The sequence below is a fragment of the Pseudoduganella lutea genome, assembly GCF_004209755.1.
GTDB classification, from domain to species: Bacteria; Pseudomonadota; Gammaproteobacteria; order Burkholderiales; family Burkholderiaceae_D; genus Rugamonas; species Rugamonas lutea.
The window spans coordinates 1109063-1130035 of sequence record NZ_CP035913.1 but is presented as its reverse complement, the minus strand read 5'-3'; the positions used below and the strand labels follow the sequence as shown (position 1 = coordinate 1130035).

Annotated in this window: 14 protein-coding genes, 1 other RNA gene and 1 pseudogene; 11 read left to right on the top strand and 5 right to left on the bottom strand. The window is 65.4% G+C overall.

From position 1 onward, the window contains the following. Positions 1-69: 69 nt before the first annotated feature. Positions 70-1005 carry a transglycosylase SLT domain-containing protein gene (locus tag EWM63_RS04775; protein WP_130185514.1) on the bottom strand — a complete coding sequence of 312 codons (936 nt, stop codon included), beginning with the start codon at positions 1003-1005 and terminating at the stop codon, positions 70-72. A gap of 490 nt (positions 1006-1495) precedes the next feature. Here EWM63_RS04775 and ubiD point away from each other — a divergent pair, with 490 nt between their 5' ends. From ubiD to recR, 6 genes are all read left to right on the top strand, one after another. Next, entirely contained in the window at positions 1496-2980 is a 1485-nt protein-coding gene (gene ubiD, locus EWM63_RS04770; RefSeq protein WP_130185513.1) for a 4-hydroxy-3-polyprenylbenzoate decarboxylase, read from the top strand. A gap of 49 nt (positions 2981-3029) precedes the next feature. Then, positions 3030-3128, top strand: an RNA gene (ffs, locus tag EWM63_RS04765) — signal recognition particle sRNA small type. Between the two features lie 296 nt (positions 3129-3424). Next, on the top strand, positions 3425-5755 hold the full coding sequence (gene dnaX, locus EWM63_RS04760) for a DNA polymerase III subunit gamma/tau (protein WP_130185512.1): 2331 nt from the start codon (positions 3425-3427) through the stop codon (positions 5753-5755). 78 nt (positions 5756-5833) lie between these two features. After that, the gene (locus EWM63_RS04755) at positions 5834-6160 is read left to right on the top strand and encodes a YbaB/EbfC family nucleoid-associated protein (protein ID WP_130185511.1); all 327 of its coding nucleotides are present in this window, start codon (positions 5834-5836) and stop codon (positions 6158-6160) included. Between the two features lie 19 nt (positions 6161-6179). Further along, positions 6180-6479 (top strand): YciI family protein, encoded by a 300-nt coding sequence (locus EWM63_RS04750; RefSeq protein ID WP_130185510.1) that lies wholly within the window; start codon positions 6180-6182, stop codon positions 6477-6479. Between the two features lie 28 nt (positions 6480-6507). Further along, entirely contained in the window at positions 6508-7098 is a 591-nt protein-coding gene (gene recR / locus EWM63_RS04745; RefSeq protein WP_130185509.1) for a recombination mediator RecR, read from the top strand. A 67-nt stretch (positions 7099-7165) separates the two neighbouring features. Here recR and EWM63_RS04740 read toward each other — a convergent pair whose 3' ends face one another. Together EWM63_RS04740 and EWM63_RS04735 are read right to left on the bottom strand one after the other, a co-directional pair. Beyond that, positions 7166-9310 (bottom strand): putative bifunctional diguanylate cyclase/phosphodiesterase, encoded by a 2145-nt coding sequence (locus tag EWM63_RS04740; protein WP_130185508.1) that lies wholly within the window; start codon positions 9308-9310, stop codon positions 7166-7168. A gap of 1 nt (position 9311) precedes the next feature. Next, positions 9312-12290, bottom strand: coding sequence for a hybrid sensor histidine kinase/response regulator (locus EWM63_RS04735; protein WP_307720822.1), 2979 nt, complete (start codon positions 12288-12290; stop codon positions 9312-9314). Positions 12291-12419: 129 nt separating this feature from the next. Between EWM63_RS04735 and EWM63_RS04730 the strand changes: the two genes are divergently transcribed. Further along, positions 12420-12710, top strand: a complete 291-nt coding sequence (locus EWM63_RS04730; protein ID WP_130185507.1) for a DUF3144 domain-containing protein — start codon at positions 12420-12422, stop codon at positions 12708-12710. A 340-nt stretch (positions 12711-13050) separates the two neighbouring features. On the opposite strand, the gene EWM63_RS04725 is transcribed toward EWM63_RS04730, so the two are convergent. Then, the gene (locus tag EWM63_RS04725; protein WP_130185506.1) at positions 13051-13251 is read right to left on the bottom strand and encodes a YbdD/YjiX family protein; all 201 of its coding nucleotides are present in this window, start codon (positions 13249-13251) and stop codon (positions 13051-13053) included. An 11-nt stretch (positions 13252-13262) separates the two neighbouring features. After that, positions 13263-15320: a carbon starvation CstA family protein gene (locus EWM63_RS04720; RefSeq protein WP_130185505.1), complete on the bottom strand. Its 2058-nt coding sequence runs from the start codon at positions 15318-15320 to the stop codon at positions 13263-13265. Between the two features lie 172 nt (positions 15321-15492). Between EWM63_RS04720 and EWM63_RS04715 the strand changes: the two genes are divergently transcribed. From EWM63_RS04715 to EWM63_RS04700, 4 genes and pseudogenes are all read left to right on the top strand, one after another. After that, positions 15493-16851 (top strand): cache domain-containing protein, encoded by a 1359-nt coding sequence (locus tag EWM63_RS04715; RefSeq protein ID WP_130185504.1) that lies wholly within the window; start codon positions 15493-15495, stop codon positions 16849-16851. A gap of 1 nt (position 16852) precedes the next feature. Next, on the top strand, positions 16853-17467 hold the full coding sequence (locus EWM63_RS04710) for a response regulator (protein ID WP_229487731.1): 615 nt from the start codon (positions 16853-16855) through the stop codon (positions 17465-17467). A gap of 196 nt (positions 17468-17663) precedes the next feature. Further along, on the top strand, positions 17664-18860 hold the full coding sequence (locus tag EWM63_RS04705) for an HDOD domain-containing protein (protein WP_229487730.1): 1197 nt from the start codon (positions 17664-17666) through the stop codon (positions 18858-18860). Beyond that, a pseudogene (locus EWM63_RS04700) lies at positions 18860-20925 on the top strand (putative bifunctional diguanylate cyclase/phosphodiesterase). The gene EWM63_RS04705 and the pseudogene EWM63_RS04700 overlap by 1 nt, the downstream one beginning before the upstream one ends. The last annotated feature ends 48 nt before the right edge of the window (positions 20926-20973 follow it).

Sequence of the window (20973 nt, the reverse complement as noted above, 5' to 3'; positions counted from 1 at the left end):
GACGTACCCCATTTTTCAGGCAATAAAAAAGCCACCGTCCGGTGGCTTGGTTTCGATGACTGGGGCGGTTCACAGGCCGGCCAGTTGTTCCGCTTCGGTCTTGGGTGCTTCGGCCTGGGCGGGTTTGGGTTCGGCGCTTGCCGTTACCGTGGTTGGCGTCGGGGTGGAAGGGCGGGTGAAGGTCGGCACTTTCTTGCCGGCGGAGACTTGCTTCAGGCGCTTGTATTCGGCCAATACTTTCGAGCCGTAGCCATCATCGGTCTCGAACGCGGCGGCGCCCACGTAATATTTGAGGCCGGCTTCGACGGAACCGCCACGCTTCACGTAATCCTTCAGGATCAGCGAGCCGACGCGGATGTTCGCTACCGGGTTCAGTGCGGCCTGGACGCCGCCCATATCCTGGAACTTGTCGTGGTGGACCTTGGACATCACCTGCATCAAGCCCTGTGCGCCCATCGGGCTTTCGGCAAACGGATTCAGCCCCGACTCGATGGCCATCACGGCCAGGATCAGCAACGGATCGAGCTTGATCTCACGTGCCGTCACGTAGGCGGTCGATACCAGCATGTTGGCAGCATCGTTCGCCACGCGGTAGCGCTTGGACAGCCAGTCCGTCACCCATTGTTGCTGCTTGCGGGTGCCGACCAGGGCTTTTTCCTCGGCCGGCGTCAGCTGCCTGCCGGCATCCGTGGCGGCGGCGGTGATGGCGGGCGCTTCCATCAGTTCATGGAGCGGCGGCGCCGTGACGGTGACGGCCGGGGCGGCCATGGCTGGCGCCTGCTGTTGCTGTGCCGGCACCAGCGATGCCGTCAATGCATGCGCCAGGTCGGGGCGTGCCCACAGCACGGCCACGATGACGAGGGCGCTCACGCCGAAGATCGTGAGCGTGTGTTGCGCAGTCGTAAAGACGCTGCGCAGGGTGATGCGCTGCGCGCCGAGGCGCGCGGCTGGTCCTGAGACCAGCGAGCGGCCGGCAGTTGCCAGCCCATTGAAACGATTGATCATAGAACTCCCTGCAATGTCCGTAAAAGCATGGCTTCGCCGCGCGCAGGCGCGCGACTCCTTAGCTGTGCAATTGCCGTGCATCAGATGTGTTATCGTCCGTCGCCGCCGGGGAGGCGCGCGAGCCGGAACGTCTTCATTGCTTGCCTGAGCTGATTCGTTCGGTAAATCAGTCGCAATACAACTTTTTTCGGGGGTAAGGCTAAAAACGCCTTAAGGCAGACGCCTTGGGAAACAACACTCCTAAAATGTTTTGTGGAGCCCCGACTCCGTGAATGAATGAGCGACACGTAGTTGGCATTTTTGCCATGTCCTCTTCAAGTAGGTCGAATTGTAGAAGCCGTTTTATATCACGTCAATACTAACGCGGACGTTCTTTATAACTTTTAGGTATGACATTGTCGAGCGTAGTTGAGCTAAAACCAATAGAATCAAGCACTTGTCCGGACGACTTGACGCCGGCCTTCGACCGAGAAAAAAACGTAAAATTTGTATGAAATATTCAGATCTGCGGGATTTTATTGCCCAATTGCAAAAAATTGGCGAACTTAAGCATGTTTCGTTGCCAGTTTCGCCACATTTGGAGATGACGGAAGTCTGTGATCGCACGTTGCGGGCCGGCGGGCCTGCTCTGCTGTTTCAGAATCCTACAAATTTCACCATCCCCGTGCTGGGCAACCTGTTCGGTACCACGCGCCGCGTGGCGCTGGGCATGGGCGCCGAAAACATGCAGGAACTGCGCCGCATCGGCCACGTGCTGGCGCGCCTGAAGGAACCCGAGCCGCCCAAGGGTTTCAAGGACATCATGGACATGGGCTCGCTGGTGAAAGCCGTGTGGGACATGGCGCCGAAGGAGCTGCGCGGCGCACCGTGCCATGACATCGTCTGGGAAGGCAACGATGTCGACCTCGGCCGCTTGCCGATCCAGCATTGCTGGCCGGGCGACGTGGCGCCGCTGATCACCTGGGGTCTCGTCATCACCAAGGGGCCCAATAAGAAACGCCAGAACCTGGGCATCTACCGCCAGCAGGTGCTGGGCCGGAACAAGGTGATCATGCGCTGGCTCGCGCACCGGGGCGGGGCGCTGGACTTCCGCGAGCACTGCATCCGCAATCCCGGCCAGCCCTATCCGGTGGCCGTGGCGCTGGGCGCCGATCCGGCCACTATCCTGGGCGCCGTCACGCCGGTACCCGACACGCTGTCCGAATACCAGTTCGCCGGCCTGCTGCGCGGCAGCCGCACCGAGCTGGTGAAGGCGATCGGCAGCGAGCTGCGCGTGCCGGCATCGGCCGAGATCGTGCTGGAAGGGCATATCTATCCGGATGAAAACCATCCATCGGGTTATGAGCACGCACTGGAAGGGCCGTATGGCGACCACACCGGTTATTACAATGAGCAGGACTCGTTCCCCGTGTTCACGATCGACCGCATCACCATGCGCCGCGACCCGATCTACCACTCCACGTATACAGGCAAGCCGCCGGACGAGCCGGCCGTGCTGGGCCTGGCGCTGAACGAGGTATTCGTGCCGCTGCTGCAAAAGCAGTTCACGGAAATCACCGACTTCTACCTGCCGCCGGAAGGGTGCAGCTACCGCATGGCGGTGGTGCAGATCCGCAAGCAATACGCGGGGCATGCGAAGCGGGTGATGTTCGGCGTGTGGAGCTTCCTGCGGCAGTTCATGTATACGAAGTTCATCGTCGTCGTCGACGAGGATGTCGACATCCGCGACTGGAAGGAAGTCATCTGGGCCATCACCACCCGCGTCGACCCCACGCGCGACACGACGCTGGTCGACAATACGCCGATCGACTACCTCGATTTCGCGTCGCCAATCAGTGGCCTCGGCAGCAAGATGGGCATCGATGCCACGAATAAATGGCCGGGCGAAACGACCCGGGAATGGGGCACGACGATCCAGATGACGCCCGAGGTGAAACGCAAGGTCGACGATATCTGGCAGCAGCTGGGCCTGTAATTTTCCCGGGATGTTCCCGTTCAGCGCGGGACCGGTTATAATGATGTCTGGCGGGCCCCTGCGCATTGCGGCATGGTTTACCTGGTCAGGTCGGGAACGAAGCAGCCAAAGCCGTTCACCGCAAGTGCCGCAGATCAGGCTCGCCTCCCGATTTCAGAACGAAGCTTCAAAACGAAGCTTTAGAAGCAAGCTGCCCGGCAAAACTGCCCCGGCAGCTTTTTTTACGCCCATCTTTTTGCTCTTATATAGTCCAGCCCGTGTCCACCCTGGGGTCAACCCCAAAAGTGGACACGGGCTCGGCGCTGATGGCGACCGCGGCCCGTCGGCATGGGATGAGCCCGTGTCCGATTTCAAGCCTGACCCCAGGGTGGACACGAGCCCGGCCGCTTGGTCGGGCCGGCTATTGTTGGCCTCATCGCGCCTGGTCTGCGGTAAAATCCCGGCATGTCCTATCAAGTCCTCGCTCGCAAGTACCGTCCCCGCAACTTTGAAACGCTCGTCGGCCAGGAGCACGTCGTGCGTGCACTGACGCACGCGTTGGGCACGGGGCGCCTGCATCACGCCTACCTGTTCACCGGCACGCGCGGGGTGGGCAAGACCACGCTGTCGCGCATCCTGGCGAAATCGCTGAACTGCACGGGGCCGGACGGCAATGGCGGCATCACCGCCACCCCCTGCGGCGTGTGCGAGGCCTGCCGCGCGATCGATGGCGGCCGCTTCGTCGACTATATAGAGATGGATGCGGCGTCGAACCGCGGTGTGGACGAGATGGCGCAGCTGCTCGAACAGGCCGTCTACGCACCGAGCAATGCGCGCTTCAAGGTCTATATGATCGACGAGGTGCACATGCTGACGAACCACGCGTTCAACGCCATGCTGAAAACGCTGGAAGAGCCGCCCGAGCACGTGAAATTCATCCTGGCGACGACCGATCCGCAAAAGATCCCCGTCACCGTGCTGTCGCGCTGCCTGCAATTCAACCTGAAGCAGATGCCGCCAGGGCATATCGTGGGCCACCTGGAAAACATCCTCGGCCAGGAAGGGGTGACCTTCGAGCAGCCGGCCTTGCGCCTGCTGGCGCAGGGCGCCCATGGCTCGATGCGCGATGCGCTGTCGCTGACGGACCAGGCGATCGCCTACGCGGCCGGCGCCGTCACGCTGGACGCGGTGCAGGGCATGCTGGGCGCGCTCGACCAGTCGTATCTCGTGCGACTGCTCGATGCGCTGGCGAACCGCGATGGCGCCGACCTGATGGCGGTGGCCGATGAAATGGCCAGCCGCAGCCTGTCGTACAACGGCGCGCTGCAGGACCTGGGCACGCTGCTGCACCGCATCGCGCTGGCACAGACGGTGCCGGCGGCCGTGCCGGAAGACTTGCCCGAACACGCGGACATCATCCGCCTCGCCGCTGTGTTCGACGCGGAAGAAGTGCAGCTGTATTACCAGATCGCCGTCCATGGCCGCAACGAGCTGGGGCTGGCGCCGGACGAATATGCCGGCTTCTCGATGACGCTGCTGCGGATGCTGGCCTTTCGCCCCGGCGTCGGTGGCGCCGAGGCGGCACCCGGCGGTGCCCCGGCCAACACGCCGGTAATGTCACGCCCGGCCGCGGGTGGCTCACCGGCCCGCGCGGCCGCCGCCGCCGCGGCACCCTCGGCACCGTCGGCCGCGCCACGTGCCGCTGGCGCTCCAGCGGGCAGCCACGCGGCTGTCACGCCGCCGCCGGCAGCCGCCGCGCCTCGAGCATCGGTTCCGGTATCCGCTCCCGCAACTGCGCCCGTCTCTGCACCCGCTGCCGCACCCGTGCCACCGGCACCCGTGGCCGCGGCGCGTCCATCCGGCCCCGTGAGCCCGGCGCGTGCCGCGATCAATGCGGCGCTCGAAGCAGCCCGGGCCGCCACGCTGGCACGCACCGGCGGGCGGCCGCCGATGCGCACCGCGGAGCCGGAAGCCGCCCCGCCGCAAACGGCCATGCCACAGGCACCGGCGCCAACGTCCGCGCCGGGCAGGCCGCTGCCGTGGGAAGAGGCCCAGCCGCAAGGCGAAGCCGCCGTGCTGGAAGCGCCGCCCGCGGTGCAGCCCGCGCAGCCACAGGCGCGTCCGGCCCCGCCGGACGATGACCTGCCGCCCTGGGTCACTGAATTCTCCGATGACAGCGCCGTCGCGGCACCGGGCCATCGCGCGCCGCCGGCCGCATCGCATCATGCCGGCCTGCGCGCCGAAGCGCCGTCGGCACCGGCGTATGCGGCGCATCCGGCGGCGTCCACGAATGCACGCGCCGAGGCGCCTGCGCCGGCACCCGCGCCCGCACCGGCTCGCCAGCAGGCGCCGGCACAGGCCCCGTATGCCTATGTGGTCACGCCCGTTCCCGAACTGGCATGGGATGGCAACTGGCCGCTGCTGGCCGCGCACCTGCCGCTGCGCGGCGTGGCCCAGCAGCTGGCCACGCAGGCCGAGCTGATCGCATGCAGGATCGACGGCAATGCCGTCGTGTTCCACCTGCGCTGCCCGATCGATACATGGCGCACGGCGCCGAACGTGGAAAAACTGACCGCCGCGCTGGCCGAGCGCTTCGCGCGCCCCGCGCGCGTGGAGACGGAACTCGGCCCGGTGTGGTATACCACCGCCGCCGAGCAGCAGGTACACCGCGAAGCGTGCCAGCGCCAGGCCGAGGACACGGTGAACAACGATCCGTTCGTGCAGGCGATGGTGCGCGAATTCGGCGCCTTCGTCGTGCCCGGCTCGATCATCGCGCCCGTTACACCTGCGCACTGATCCGGGCACTGAGCGATTAACCCCACCGGCGCATCGAGCCGACCTACCAATCTATCAACCGATACGGAGAAATACATCATGATGAAGAACCAGCTCGCCGGCCTGATGAAACAGGCACAAGCAATGCAGGACAATATGAAGAAGGCGCAGGAATCGCTGGCTTCCATCGAGGTGGAAGGCCAGTCCGGCGCCGGCCTGGTGAAGGTCGTCATGACCTGCAAGAACGACGTCAAGCGCGTGTCGATCGACCCGTCGCTGCTGGCCGACGACAAGGACATGCTGGAAGACCTGGTCGCCGCCGCCTTCAACGATGCCGTGCGCAAGGCCGAAGCCACCGCCGCCGAGAAAATGAGCGGCCTGACCTCCGGCATGAACCTGCCGGCCGGCTTCAAGATGCCGTTCTGACGGCTGCACGGGGCGCGCCATGTTCATCGTCACGCTGACCTACCTGAAGCCCAACGAGGAGATCGACGGTCTCCTCGCCGCGCACCGCGCTTTCCTGCGTGAGCAGTATGCGAACGGCATGTTCGTGCTGTCGGGCCGGATGGTGCCGCGCACCGGCGGCATCATCATCGCCGATGCCGACAGCCGCGCGGACGTGGAAGCGGTGATCGAGCTGGACCCGTTCAAGCAGGCCGGCGCGGCCAGCTACACGATCACCGAATTCGTGCCGACGATGGCGGCGGACGGGCTGGAAACCTACCTGCCCGCGCCCCAGGCTTGACACGCGAACCGGAAAATTGACCTGATCCATGGCGAAATCGCTGGAATACCTTACCGAGGCGCTGCGCCGGCTGCCCGGCGTGGGGCCGAAGTCGGCGCAGCGGATGGCATTCCACCTGCTGCAGCATGACCGCGAAGGCGCGGCAATGCTGTCACGCGCGTTGTACCAGGCTGTCGAATCGGTCAATCACTGCGCGCTGTGCAATACGTTTACCGAAGCCGAGGTCTGCGACATGTGCGCCGACGAGGCACGCGACCGCCGCCTGCTGTGCGTCGTCGAAACACCGGCCGACCAGGTGATGATCGAGCAGACGCTGACGTACAAGGGCCTGTACTTCGTGCTGATGGGCCGCCTGTCGCCGCTCGACGGCATCGGCCCGAAGGACATCCACCTGGAAAAGCTGCTGGCCCGTGCCGCCGACGGTGTCGTCGGCGAAGTGGTGCTGGCCACGAACTTCACGAACGAAGGCGAGGCCACCGCGCACTACATCAGCGAGATGCTGAAGGCGCGCGGCCTGGCCGTGAGCCGGCTGGCACGCGGCGTGCCCGTGGGCGGCGAACTTGAATACGTGGACGCCGGCACGATCGCGCGGGCGATGCTGGACCGGCGCAGTACGTAGCTCCAGTGAAGAAAACCGGTGTCCGACACTATTTCCGCGAAGCGGAAATAGTGTCGGACACCAGCTGCTAGCGGACCACGGTCTCGCAGGCGCCCATCAACAGCTCGCCGATCGCTTCCTCGGGTGACGGGTGCCCGAGCAGGTAGCCCTGCGCCAGGTCGCAACCATACTGCTGCAGCAGCTGCAACTGCTCGGCGGTTTCCACGCCCTCGGCCACCACGGCCAGCTTCAGGCCGTGCGCCATCGCGATGATGGCGCGCGTGATCGCGGCGTTCTCGGAATCTTCCGGCAGGCCGCTGATGAAGCTGCGGTCAATCTTCAACGCGCGCACGTCGAAGCGCTTCAGGTAATTCATCGACGAATAGCCGGTGCCGAAATCGTCGATCGACAGGTAGACACCGATCGCGCGCAACTGTTCGAGCGTGGACAGCGTGGCCTGCGCATCGTCCATCAGCGTGCCCTCGGTCAGTTCCAGTTCCAGCAGGCGTGGGTCGAGGCCTGTTTCGTCCAGTACCGACAGCACCGTCTGCGCCAGGTTCTCATCCTTGAACTGGCGTGCCGACAGGTTCACGGCAACGCGCACGGCGCGGCCGCTCTGCTCCTGCCAGGCGCGCACCTGCATGCATGCGGTGCGCAGCACCCAGGCGCCGATCGGCACGATCAGCCCCGTTTCCTCCGCCAGCGGGATGAAGTCATCCGGCGCAACCAGCCCCAGTTCCGGATGGCGCCACCGCAACAGCGCCTCGACGCCCACCAGCTGCGCGCTGCGCACGTCGATCTGCGGCTGGTAGTGCAGGTACAGCTCGTTGTTCTGCAGCGCGCGGCGCAGGCCGGTCTCCAGCTTCACGTGGCTCATGATCCGCGTCGTCAGCGCGGAGCAGTACAGCTTGGCGTTGTTCTTGCCGCAGTTCTTGGCATGGTACATCGCCGTGTCCGCGTACTTCAGCAGCGAGGTGGCATCGTCGCCGTCATGCGGGTACAGCGAGATGCCGATGCTGGCGGTGACGCAGATCTCGTGCCCGTCCAGGTGGAACGGCCGCCGCATCGCTTCCTTGACGCGGTGGGCCACGTTCAGCGCGTCTTCCACGCGCTCCAGGTCGGGAATCAGGATCGTGAACTCGTCGCCGCCGAGCCGGGCAAGGTTGTTGCCGCGCCGTTCCGGTCCGCCGCGCGGCGGCTCGCCCGCCGCCTGGTGCACGACCACGTCGCCGGGGCGGATCGTTTCATGCAGCCGCTCCGACACCGCCTTCAGCAGCAGGTCGCCCACGTTGTGTCCCAGCGTGTCGTTGATGCGCTTGAATGCATCGAGGTCCATGAACAGGATCGCAAACTTGCGATCGTGCTCGCGCGAGCGCACCAGTTCGCGCTCCAGCATTTCCAGGAACGCCTGCCGGTTCGGGATGCCGGTCAGGCTGTCGCAATACGCCAGGCGCCGGATCTGTTCCTCGGTGCGCTTGCGTTCGCTGATGTCGCGCACCAGCCCGAGCACTTCACCGGCGCCCGTGCTGACGAGGCGGGCCTCGAAATGGTGCACCGTGTCGTCGCGCTCCAGCGCATAGTCGACCGAGCGGATCGAATGGGTATCGAGCACGGATCTGAGCTGGTCGAGCAGGCGGTCGGCGATCCCGCGCGGCAGCACGTCGCGCACGTGCCGGCCCACACACTGCTGCTTGGTGAACGCGGCGCCGGCATCATGGCCCTGCTCGTAATCGAGGTAGTAGCCTTCGGGGTTCATGCGAAAGAACGTGTCCGGGATCGCCGCCAGCACGGCACGGTTGTGCGCATCGGCGATGCGCAGGCGGGCGATGGCGTCGCTGGCGCGCAGCACATACAGCACGCGGTGGCCCAGGATCGGCCAGTTGATCGGCTTCGACACGAAATCCGTGGCGCCCGCCTCGTAGGCCAGCGTGACGGCTTGCAGGTCGTCGTCGCCGGTCACCATCACGATCGGCACCGCGGCGGCCTGGCCGCGGGCCTGCTCGCGGCTGCGGATCTCCCGGCAGACGCCAAAGCCATCCAGCCGCGGCATTTCCACGTCGAGCAGCACGAGGTCGGGCGCAAGCCGGTCGAAGCAGGCCAGGGCCTGCTCGCCATCTTCGGCTTCGATCGTGTCCAGTCCGACCTGGGCCAGCATCTCCTGCATGAGGAGGCGCATGACGGGGTCGTCGTCCGCCACCAGCACGGTGCCGCGTTGAGGGAAGGGCGCTGCCATTCTAGGTCTCCTTGACGAATATCGAAGTAAGCGTGTCGCGCACGGCCGTGAATTCCCGCTCCATCGTCGAGAGCAGGGCGGCGGCGCCACTGGTGGTGTCGGTGCGGCCCAGCTGTTCCATCTCCCGGCTCAGCTGGGCCAGCATGTCGGCGCCGACATTGGCGCTCGACGATTTCAGGCTATGGGCGGCCTTGCGCAGGGCGCCCGCATTGCTGGTTGCGATCGCCTCATGCAGCGATGCCAGGCGAATGGGCGTATCGTCGATGAACGCGTGCAGCACGCGCTGCACCAGCACCTCGCCCTTGTCCGCACTGAGGCCGCGGATGGCTTCGAGGGCTCGGCGGTTGATCGAACAGCCCGCCGGTTTCGGCGCCGTGCCCGGTGGCGCTTCGGTGCCGTCCGCCGCTCCCGGCGCGTCGCCATGATGCACCAGCGTGGCGCGCGGCAATGCGATCCAGCGTGCCAGCGTGCCGGACAGCGCTGCCTGGGTGAACGGTTTCGACAGGTAGTCGTCCATGCCCGCGGCAAGGCACGTTTCGCGGTCGCCCTGCAGCGCGTTGGCGGTGATCGCGATGACGGGCAATTGGAGCACGCGGCCCTGCTGCTGTTCGTGGCGGCGGATCTCGGCGGTGGCGGCCATGCCATCCATCACCGGCATCTGGCAATCCATCAGCACCAGGTCGAAGTCGTCCGCCTTCGCGGCCGCCAGCGCTTCCTCGCCGTTGCCGACGGCGCACACGTCGAGGCCCATCGCTTCCAGCATGGCGCAGGCCACTTCCACGTTGACCGGATTGTCCTCGGCCACCAGCACCTTGTGCCGTTGCCGCGTGGCCGGCCGCGGCTCCCCCGGCACCAGCGATTGCGACAGCAGCTGCGGCAGCAGGTCCGGCTGTGGCGGCGAAGCGGTACGCATGCCTTCGCTGGCACGCAACGGCGTCACGATGCAGTCGTACAGGTCGCTCGGGCGCGCCGGCTTGATCAGCTGGAAGGCCACGCCGGCTTCGCGCCGCTGCACCGTGTCGGCGGCATTGTGCTCGGTCGACAGCAGCAGCAGGCGGACGGGCGCCAGCGCCGCATCGCCCTTGATCTCCGCCGCCAGCGCCAGGCCGCCGATCTGCGGCAATTCCATGTCCAGCAGCGCTACGTCGTAGGGCTGGCCGCAGTCGACGCCGGCGCGCAGCATGCGCAACGCTTCGTCGGCAGTGCCGGCGCTGTCCGGTTTCAGGTGCCAGCGCGCCAGCTGGCTTTCCAGCGCGGCGCGCGCATCGGTGCCGGGATCGACGACGAGCGCGCGCAGGCCCTTCGTGGTTTTCTGGTTGAACGACGCGTCGTCCACATCGACGAGGCGCTTGTCGAAGCGCACGGTGAACCAGAAGATCGAGCCACGGACCAGCGCGTTGTCGACGCCGATCGCGCCACCCATCAGTTCCACCAGCTGCTTGGAGATCGCCAGCCCGAGGCCCGTGCCGCCATGCTTGCGGGTCGTGGAGCCATCGGCCTGCGAGAACGAATCGAAGATGCGCGTGCGGGCATCGCACGACACGCCCACGCCGGTATCGTGCACTTCCACGCGCAGGCCGACCGACTGGGCATCCTCGCCGGTGACGGCGATGCGCACCGTGATGCGGCCCGCGTCGGTGAACTTGATCGCATTGCCCAGCAGGTTGACGATCACCTGGCGCAGCCGGTTCGGATCGCCGATCACGGCCACGGGGATATCGTGCGCGATCGCGAATTCCAGCGCCAGCCCCTTTGCCTGCGCCTGCGGCGAAAACACGTAATCGATGTCGTCGAGCAGTTCGCGGAAATTGAAGTGGATGTATTCCACCGTCAGCTTGCCCGCCTCGACTTTCGAGAAATCGAGGATGTCGTTGATGAGCACCAGCAGGTGGTCGCCGGAGCGCTTGACCATGCTGGTGTAGTGCCGCTGCCGCTCCGTGAGGCCGGTGCCCATCAGCAGCTCCGTCATCCCCAGCACGCCGTTCATCGGCGTACGGATTTCATGGCTCATGGTGGCAAGGAAGGCGCTCTTGGCCTGGCTGGCCGCTTCCGCGGCATTCTTGGCCTTCTCCAGCTGTTCGGTGCGCACGCTGACCTGGCGTTCCAGCTGGTCGCGATACTGGGCCAGCCTGGCATCGCGCGATTCGATCTGCGCCAGCATTTCATTGAAGCTGTCGATCAGCGTGCCCAGCTCGTCGCTGCGCTCGTGCTGCACCGGGGCATAGGACTGGCTGGTGGACACGCGCTGCGCGGCGGCGATCAATTCGCCGATCGGCTGCGCAATGCCGGCCTTGAACCGCCTGGCCAGCACCAGCGCCATCACGAACGAGATGCCGGTGGCCAGCGCGGTGATGCCCAGGCTTTCCAGCATGCCGAACCACATGCGGCCGCCACTGGCTTCGATCATCACCGCGCCCGCCAGGTTGCCGGCGGCCCCGACCGGGCGAACGACCCGCGCCTGGCGGGAAAAGCCCTGGCCGACGGGGTGCCCGAGGGACTGCATGAAGGACTGCATCAGCGACTGGAAAAACGGCGCCATCAGCGGCTGCGCATCTGGCTGCCCACCCGCCTGTCCACCCTGCTGTCCACCCGGCTGCGCCATATCGAGTGCCGCCAGCACGTCGGGCGCCAGCGCCAGCGCGGCGCCGCCAGCCGGAAAAGTGGCGAACGGCTTGCCGTGGCGGTCGTACAGCACGGCCTGCGTGATCTCGTCATCCACCACGAGTGCCGCCAGTGCCTGTTCGGCCCGGGCGCGGTTCGCATCGAGCATCGGTGCCACGCTGTGGACGCCGATGACGTCCGCCAGCGAGGTCAGCCGGCGAGTCTGGTTCTTCGTGTGGCTGAACACGCTGGCCAGCGCGAACGCGGCAAATACCAGCAGCAAGGCGCTGCCGGTCGAGAGAACGGTGATGAGGGTCAGTTTCCTGCTCAGGCCTGATTTTTCGAAGTTCAGCATGTCGGCCCCGGTGAAAGATTCCATCAGGAAAGACTCTAACTGTTCAGAAAAATCACACCTTGATACCCATCTACGTTTTCTGTCGCAAATTTCCCATTGTTAAGTTGATAATTGTCGAGTTACACTCGGTTTTTCATGTGGAAAAAGCAAGCCATGAGCGAAAACGGTATTGACGCGGCATTCTGGGAACGGGCGGATGCCATCATCCGGCTGGCCAACGAGCAGGGCACGAAGGCGCCCAACAGCAACGTCAGCGCATCGCTGCTGTACGCCGCTGCGCGTTTTAACGCCTTCATCGTGGCCAACGGGGCCAGCAGCGCTGACTCGATGCAGAAGGACAAGGAAGACGCACTCCGCTATTTCACCGAGGAATACCGGAAGATGCTGAGCCAGAACCTGGACGATTACGTCGCCAACTTCGCGACCTATCTCGAAAAACGGTGACAGGCAGTAATGCCGTTCAGTTAAGGTGACATGACCATTTGAGTTGGCACTAGCGTGCCTGGTCTCGGACATTTTTTCCGGGCGCTTTATCCGGAAAATGTGTCGGACACCGGTTTTCCGCTCAGCAAATCGGCAACATCATGCGAAAACCGGTGTCGGACACCGAGAAGCCGGTGTCCGACACCAATACGTTAGCGCCGTGAACTACATCGAATCTTACTAACTGAACGGCATTACTGACAGGCAGCGGTTTCCCGGAACAGGTTGAACCGGCCACAATAAAAACGGCCCGGCCGCTTGCGCGTCCGGGCCGTTCATTGTCACGGGCCGGCGTGCCGCGTCAGCAGCAGCCGCCCCGCTTGCCGGCACCGCCGTAGCGGGCCTCCTGGCGCTCCTTGAAGAACTCCTCGTAGCTCATCACCGGCTGGTCCGGATGGGTGGCCTGGCAGTGCGACACGTAGGTGTCGTACTCCGGCAAGCCCACCATCAGCCGCATGCTCTGGCCGAGATAGCGCCCGGCCTTGACGATTTCATCGAACATGGCGTTCCCGCTTATTGCGCCGGCATCATCTGCGGCGGCGTTTCCTTGTGGCTCGGATGGGCCGCGGCATGGGCACGCAGCGCCATGCGCACGCCGAACACCAGCACCGACAATACGACCACCATGAAGAAGGCGGCCAGGCCGGCGTTGATGTAGTCGTTGAAGATCACCTGGCCCATTTGCTCGAGCGACTTGGCCGGGGCCAGTACCTCACCCTTGTCCAGCGCGTCCGAGTACTTGTCGGCGTGGGACAGGAAGCCGATCTTCGGATTCGCGTCGAACACCTTCAGCCAGCCCGCATACAGCGTGCAGATCAGCAGCCAGATCGTCGGCACGATCGTCACCCACGCATAGCGGGCGCGCTTCATCTTGAACAGCACCACGGTGGCGAGGATCAGCGCGATACCGGCCAGCATCTGGTTGGCGATGCCGAACAGCGGCCACAGCGTGTTGATGCCGCCCAGCGGATCGACCACGCCCTGGTACAGGAAGTAGCCCCACGCCGCCACGCACAGCGCGGTCGCCACGAGGCTGGCGAACAGGTTATCGGTCTCTTTCATGGCCGGGGCAAAGGCGCCCAGCAGATCCTGCAGCATGAAGCGGCCGGCGCGCGTGCCCGCGTCCACGGCGGTCAGGATGAACAGCGCCTCGAACAGGATCGCGAAGTGGTACCAGAACGCCATCATGGCCTGGCCGCCGATCACGTTGGACAGGATATGCGCCATGCCCACCGCCAGCGTCGGTGCGCCGCCGGCGCGCGAGATGATGGTGTGCTCGCCCACGTCCTTGGCCATCTGCGTGAGCATTTCCGGCGTCACGTAGAAGCCCCACTGCGAGATCGCCGCGGCAGCCGATTCGGGGGTGGTGCCGATCAGCGCGGCCGGGCTGTTCATCGCGAAGTAGATGCCCGGCTCGATGGTGGAAGCGGCGATCAAGGCCATGATGGCGACGAACGATTCCATCAGCATCGCGCCATAGCCGATGAAGCGGGCATGCGTTTCGTTCTCGATCATCTTCGGCGTGGTGCCGGAAGAGATCAGCGCGTGGAAGCCGGAGACGGCGCCGCAGGCAATGGTGATGAACAGGAACGGGAACAGGTTGCCGGACCAGACCGGGCCCGTGCCGTCGATGAACTTCGTGATCGACGGCATCTGCAGCGTGGGCGCCACGATGATGATGCCCAGTGCCAGCGCGACGATGGTGCCGATCTTCAGGAACGTGGACAGATAATCGCGCGGCGCCAGCAGCAGCCACACGGGCAGCACGGAGGCGATGAACCCATAGCCGATCAGCATCCAGGTCAGCTCGGTGCCGGTAAACATGAACATCGGCGCCAGCGCCTCGTGTTCCTGCACGTACTGGCCGCCGACGATGGCCAGCATCAGCAGCACGAAGCCGATGATGGAGACTTCGCCGATGCGGCCCACGCGGATGTAGCGCGAGTAGATGCCCATGAAGATGGCGATCGGGATCGTGGCCATCACGGTGAACGAACCCCACGGCGAGCCGGTGAGGGCCTTCACCACGATCAGCGCCAGCACGGCCAGGATGATCACCATGATCATGAAGGTGCCCAGCAGCGCGATATTGCCGGGGATCGGCCCCAGCTCGGACTTGATCAGGTCACCCAGCGAGCGGCCGTCGCGGCGCATCGACAGGAACAGCACCATGAAATCCTGCACGGCGCCAGCGAACACCACGCCGGCCAGGATCCACAGCATGCCGGGCAGGTAGCCCATCTGCGCGGCCAGCACGGGGCCGACCAGCGGGCCGGCGCCGGCGATGGCGGCGAAGTGGTGCCCGAACAGCACGTTCTTGTTGGTGGGGACGTAATCGAGGCCGTCGTTGTGCTTGTACGCCGGGGTCATGCGCTTTGCGTCGAGCTGCATCACGTCGCGCGCGATGAACAGGCTGTAGAAGCGGTAGGCGATCAGGTACACGCAGACGGCGGCGATGACGATCCAGATCGCGCTGATCGGCTCGCCGCGCTTCAGGGCGATCACGCCCAACGCGCTTGCGCCGGCCAGCGATAGCGCTGCCCAGCCGAATTTCTTCATTACGGGGTTCATGTTTCCTCCAGTGGTTTGCCGCTTTGCCCGTGAGTGATTCACGCGCAGCCCTATTGCAGCTTATATATTAAGTATTCACGACCTGTATATCTCCCACAAGCGCACTTCTACGCAGACGCGCTGCGTAGTATTACGTAGAATTCCAGCCCCGCGCGCAACGTACAATCGCGGCATGAAACTGCGCCAGAAAGTCATCTTCCTCGCGATCACGCCGCTGATCCTGGCCCTGTGCGCGATCGCGCTGGCCGTGTGGCACCAGTCGGCGCTGCTGGCCACGCAGCAGAAGGCAGCGATCGAGCAAGCCTACCTCGCCAGCAAGGAAGCGGAGCTGAAGCACTACGTGGCGCTGGCCTTGCATTCGGTCGAGCACCTGTACGAGTCGGGCCGGTCGGATGCCGCCACGATGGCAGAAGCAAAGCGCATCCTCGCCTCGCTGTCCTTCGGCGACGACGGCTACTTCTTCGTCTACGATATGCAGGGCAACAGCCTGATGCACCCGCGCCAGCCCGACCTCGTGGGCCGCAACCTCTACGCGATGCGCGACAGCGCCGGCAACCCCACACTCGTGCGGCTGCTGGCGCGGGCCCGGGCGGGCGGGGGGCTGGAACGCTACCAGTGGGTCAAGCCGTCGACGCGGCAGGAAGTGGCGAAGCTGGGCTACGTGATCCCGATGGAGCGCTGGGGCTGGATGCTGGGCACCGGCATCTACCTGGACGATGTGGAGCGCGCACTGGCCAGGATCGATACGCAGCAGCGCGGCAATATCCAGAAGACCATGCTGTGGATCGCGGCGATCGCCATCCTGTCGGCGCTGGCCGTGGGGTTCTCCGGCCTGGCCCTGAACGTTTCCGAATCGCGCGTGGCCGACGCAAAACTGAAGGCCCTGGCCCAGCGCGTGGTCGAATCGCAGGAAGAGGAGAGGGCGCGCCTGTCGCGCGACCTGCACGACGGCATCAGCCAGTGGCTCGTGTCGATCAAGCTGCAGATCGAGGCCGGCATCGAGCGCCTGTCCGGCCAGCCTGCGCAAACGGCGAAGGCGTTGACGGTGTTCGAGCACACGGCGGGACAACTGAACAAGGTGCTGGGCGAGGTGCGCCGCATCTCGCACAACCTGCGTCCGGCGGTGCTGGACGATATCGGCCTGGCGCCCGCGCTGGCCCACCTGGCCGAGGAATTCCAGCACGACAGCGGCATGCCCGTGCGCTTCGCCGCCAACGGCAGCACCGCGCGGCTGCCGGAAACGGCAAACACGGTGCTGTTCCGCATCGCCCAGGAAGCGCTGACGAACATCGAGCGCCACGCGCAGGCAAGCCGGATCGCCATCGCGCTGACTGGCACGCCGCGCGGCGTGACGCTGTCGATCGGCGACGACGGCGTGGGCTTCGACGCGGCCGGCATCGCCCAGCACCCCCAGCGCGGCATCGGCCTGCGCAACATGATGGAGCGGATGGAAACCATCGGTGGGCGCCTGGAGCTGGAATCTTCCCCGGCCGGCACCACGGTGCGGGCGCATATCGACTATGGACAATGACATGACGATCAGGATCTTGCTGGTGGACGACCACCCGCTGGTGCGCGATGGCCTGCGCGCCCGGCTCGAAGCAGTGCCGCACTTCGAAGTGGTGGCGGAGGCCGGCAGTGCCGCCGAGGCGCTGGAAGCGGCGCGCGTACATGCGCCGGGCCTGGTGCTCATGGACATCAACATGCGCGGCACGAACGGCATCGAAGCCACGGCGGCATTCCAGCAGCGGTTCCCCGATATCGCGGTGCTGATCCTGTCGATGCACGACAAGCAGGAATATGTGTCGCAGGCGATGGCCGCAGGCGCCAGTGGCTATGTGCTGAAGGATGCGCCGGGCAAGGATATCGTGGTGGCGATCGACACCGTCACCTCCGGCGGCATCTATTACAGCGCGGCGCTGGCCCGCCAGCTGGTGCACGCGCCATCCCAGGAAGAGCTGACCACGCGTGAACAGGAAGTGCTGCGCCACATCGCCAATGGCGAATCGAACAAGCAGATCGCCCGTGAACTCGACCTGTCGGTACGCACCGTAGAAACGCACCGCCTGAACATCAAGCGCAAGCTCGGCATCGAAGGGCAGGCCGAATTGATAAAATTTGCGGTACAACACGCCCGTAACTTGTAAGCAACAGATAAGCGTTTTTCTGTTGTTGGTAATGAACATCTGGCGGTGCATATGGGCACTCTGTAGGGTGCACGAGCGTGTTTCGGTGGTTTTCTGATATATTCCCAAGTGCATCTTTTGCTTTCGTGAAATATTCAGTGGGCAATGATCGGCATGTTGCCCTGCGCAAATCGGGTTTCCAGCCGTTAATCCCTGCATGACCATTGCGCCCAACCGCTCCGAGAAAATGATGTTCGATCCCGACCTGTTCCCCGTGCTGGGACTGGAAGCCGTAGCCGATACCCGGCATCAGTGGACAGCCTTGTCCGTGCAATCCAGCCCGAAAACCGCGACCGCTGCCGTGCTGGCCCTGCTGGGCCAGCCGGAAACGCAGGCTGCCTTCGCGCCGCTCGACTGCATCGTGCCGCTTGCCGAACCGCTGGCCATCGACGCCGCGCTCGTGACATCGCTGCCTGCCGACCGCATCGTGCTCCAGGTGCCGGCCGCCGCGCTGCAGGATGCCGCCGTGCGCCAGCATTGCGCAGGGCTCGCGGAGCAGGGCTTCCGGCTGCTGGTGGAAGGTGAAGCGGGCGTGCATGCGCCGCAGGCCGGCATCAAGGGCGTTGCGCACGGCGGCTCGGGCTTGCCTTCCGCGCTTTCCCTGTTGAGCCTGCCCGGCCCGCACTGGGCCCACGGCGTGGCCGATACCGCCCGTTTCGCCGCCTGCCGCGATGCGGGCATGGGCTGGTTCAGCGGCCCTTATGCGCGCCGCCGGGCGACCGATCCGAAGGATGGCGCCGGGGATGGCACAACCCGCAAGCGCCTGTTATCGCTGCTCGGCCTGCTGGCGCAGGATGCCGATTCGCGTGAACTGGAATCCGTGCTGAAGCAGGATCCGGCCCTGTCGTATCACCTGCTCAAGCTTGTCAACTCGGCAGCCTTCGGCTTCACGAAACCGATCCATAATTTCAGCCAGGCGATCAATGTGCTGGGCCGGCGCCAGTTGCAGCGCTGGCTGCAGTTGCTGCTGTATGCGCGCCCCCAGCAGGATGGCTCGCCGAACCTGCTGCTGCCCGAAGCGGCGCGGCGCGCGGCGCAGATGGAAGCGCTGTGCAGCCTGCTGGGCCATGACCGCGACCGGCAGGACCTGGCCTTCGTGGTGGGTGTATTCGCCCTGCTCGACGAACTGCTGGCGATGCCGATGGCGGACATCGTCGCGGCCCTGCCGCTGGACCTGGACGTGGTGGGCGCGCTGCTGGACCGCGCCGGCCCGTTCGGCGCCATGCTGGCGCTGGTGGAACAGCCGGTACCCGACCCCGCCGCCATCGCGGCCCTCGGCCTGACGCCCGAACAGTTCTGGCAGAGCCAGTTGCAAGGCTGGCGCTGGGCGATCCAGGTGAGCAGGACCATTTGATGTCTTTGCATCCGCCTACAGCCCTCCACACCTCGGATTACCTCGGCAGCAGCGCCGCGCTGTGCGACGCCGTGCTGCGCCTGCGCGGCCCGGCGCTGGCCGCGGAACTTGGCCGCATCGCCGGCGAAGTGACGGGCAGCCCGTGGGCCCGCTACGTTCCCGCCGATGCCACGCCCGCCGCGCCCACGCCGCCGCAAGCGCTGGTGCAGGAAGTGGCGCACGACGGCCACGCCTTCGGCCGCTTCGAAGTGGCCAGCGGCACCTACGGCGCCTGCGAGCGCCGCAACCTGGAATACCTGGCCAGCCTGGCCGCCGGCGTGCTGCACGTGCATTCGCTGGCCCAGCGCTCCACCCACGCCTATGCGCAGGTGGAAGCGATGCTGCAGCACCAGGCGCAGATCCTCGACCAGATCCACGAATCGGTGGTGACGATGGACCAGCATGGCTTCATCACGAGCTGGAACGGCGGCGCCGAGCGGCTGTTCGGCTACACGGCCGTGGAAGCGATCGGCCGCAACATCCTGTTCCTGTACGACGACGAAGACCCCACGTTCCACGACCCGTTCCTGGCGCAGGGTGGCCGGCTGATGGAAGTGCGGCGCAAGAAGAAGTCCGGCGAGGTGTTCTGGGCCAGCCTGTCGCTCTCGCCGCTGTTCGACGCGAACGAGCGCTCCGCCGGCCTGATCGCCTACCTGACCGACATCACCGAGCGCAAGCAGGCTGAGGAACGCATCCACCACCTGGCTTACTACGATGCGCTGACCGGCCTGCCGAACCGCACGCTGCTCACCAAGCTGGTGGACCAGGCACTCTCGGTTGCGCAGCGCACCAAGTCGCACGGCTGCGTGCTGTTCATCGACCTGAACCGTTTCAAACTGATCAACGACACGCTGGGCCGCGGGGCCGGCGACCAGTTGCTGCGCGAAGTGGCGCAACGCTTCCGCATGGCGCTGCGCGACCAGGACGTGGTGGCGCGCCTGAACGGCGATGAATTCGCCGTGGCCCTGTTCGAGATCTCGCAGGAATACGAGGCCACCACGGTGGCCCAGAAGCTGATGGCGGCGCTGGCGCAACCGTTCTCGATCGATGGCCATGACCTGCGCGTGGGGGCCGCGATCGGCATCAGCGTCTACCCGGAAGACGGCCTGGATGCCGAAACGCTGCTGCGCCAGGCCGACATCGCCATGTACCGCGCCAAGCAGGGCGCCGAAGTGGATGGCGTGGCGTTCTACAGCGAAGACATGAACCAGGGCATGCACGAACGCATGCGCATCGAATCGGGCCTGCGCCAGGCGCTCGGCAACAGCGAGCTGCTGCTGCACTACCAGCCCAAGTTCTCGATCACGGACGGCAGCATCATCGGCGCCGAAGCGCTCGTGCGCTGGCAGCACCCCGAGCGCGGCATGGTGCCCCCGGCGAATTCATCCCGCTGGCCGAGGCCACGGGCCTCGTCGTGCAGGTAGGCGAGTGGGTATTGGAGGCTGTGTGCGCCCAGGCCCAGGCCTGGAAGCGCGCCGGCATGCGCCCGATCCGCCTCGCCGTCAACGTCTCCGCCCGCGAATTCACCCCGACATTGCCGCACCGCGTGCAGGACACGCTGCGCCGCTACGGCCTGGAACCGGCGTGGCTGGAACTGGAAATCACCGAGAGCACGCTGATGCACAACATCGACCGCGTGATCGCCATCATGGACCGCATCGCCGCGCTGGGCGTCACGCTGTCGCTGGACGATTTCGGCACCGGCTACTCGAGCCTCTCGTACCTGAAGCGCTTCCCGATCCACACGCTCAAGATCGACCGCTCGTTCACCACCGGCATCCCGCACGACGCCAGCGACTGCGCCATCGCCAGCACGATCATCAGCATTTCGCGGCAGCTTTCCCTGCGCGTGATCGCCGAGGGGGTGGAGACTTCGGATCAGTTAGGGTTCCTGCAGCGCTCCGGGTGTGACGAGGTGCAGGGCTATCTGTACTCGCGGCCGCTGCCGCCCGTGGAGTTCGAGCGGGCGCTGCGGGAGAAGGGGTGGGCGGCGGATTCTGCCGTGTGCTCTGGCGGTGGGGAATGATTTCTGTATAATGCGGGGCACTTCGGGGTTTGCTTGATGAAACCCCGA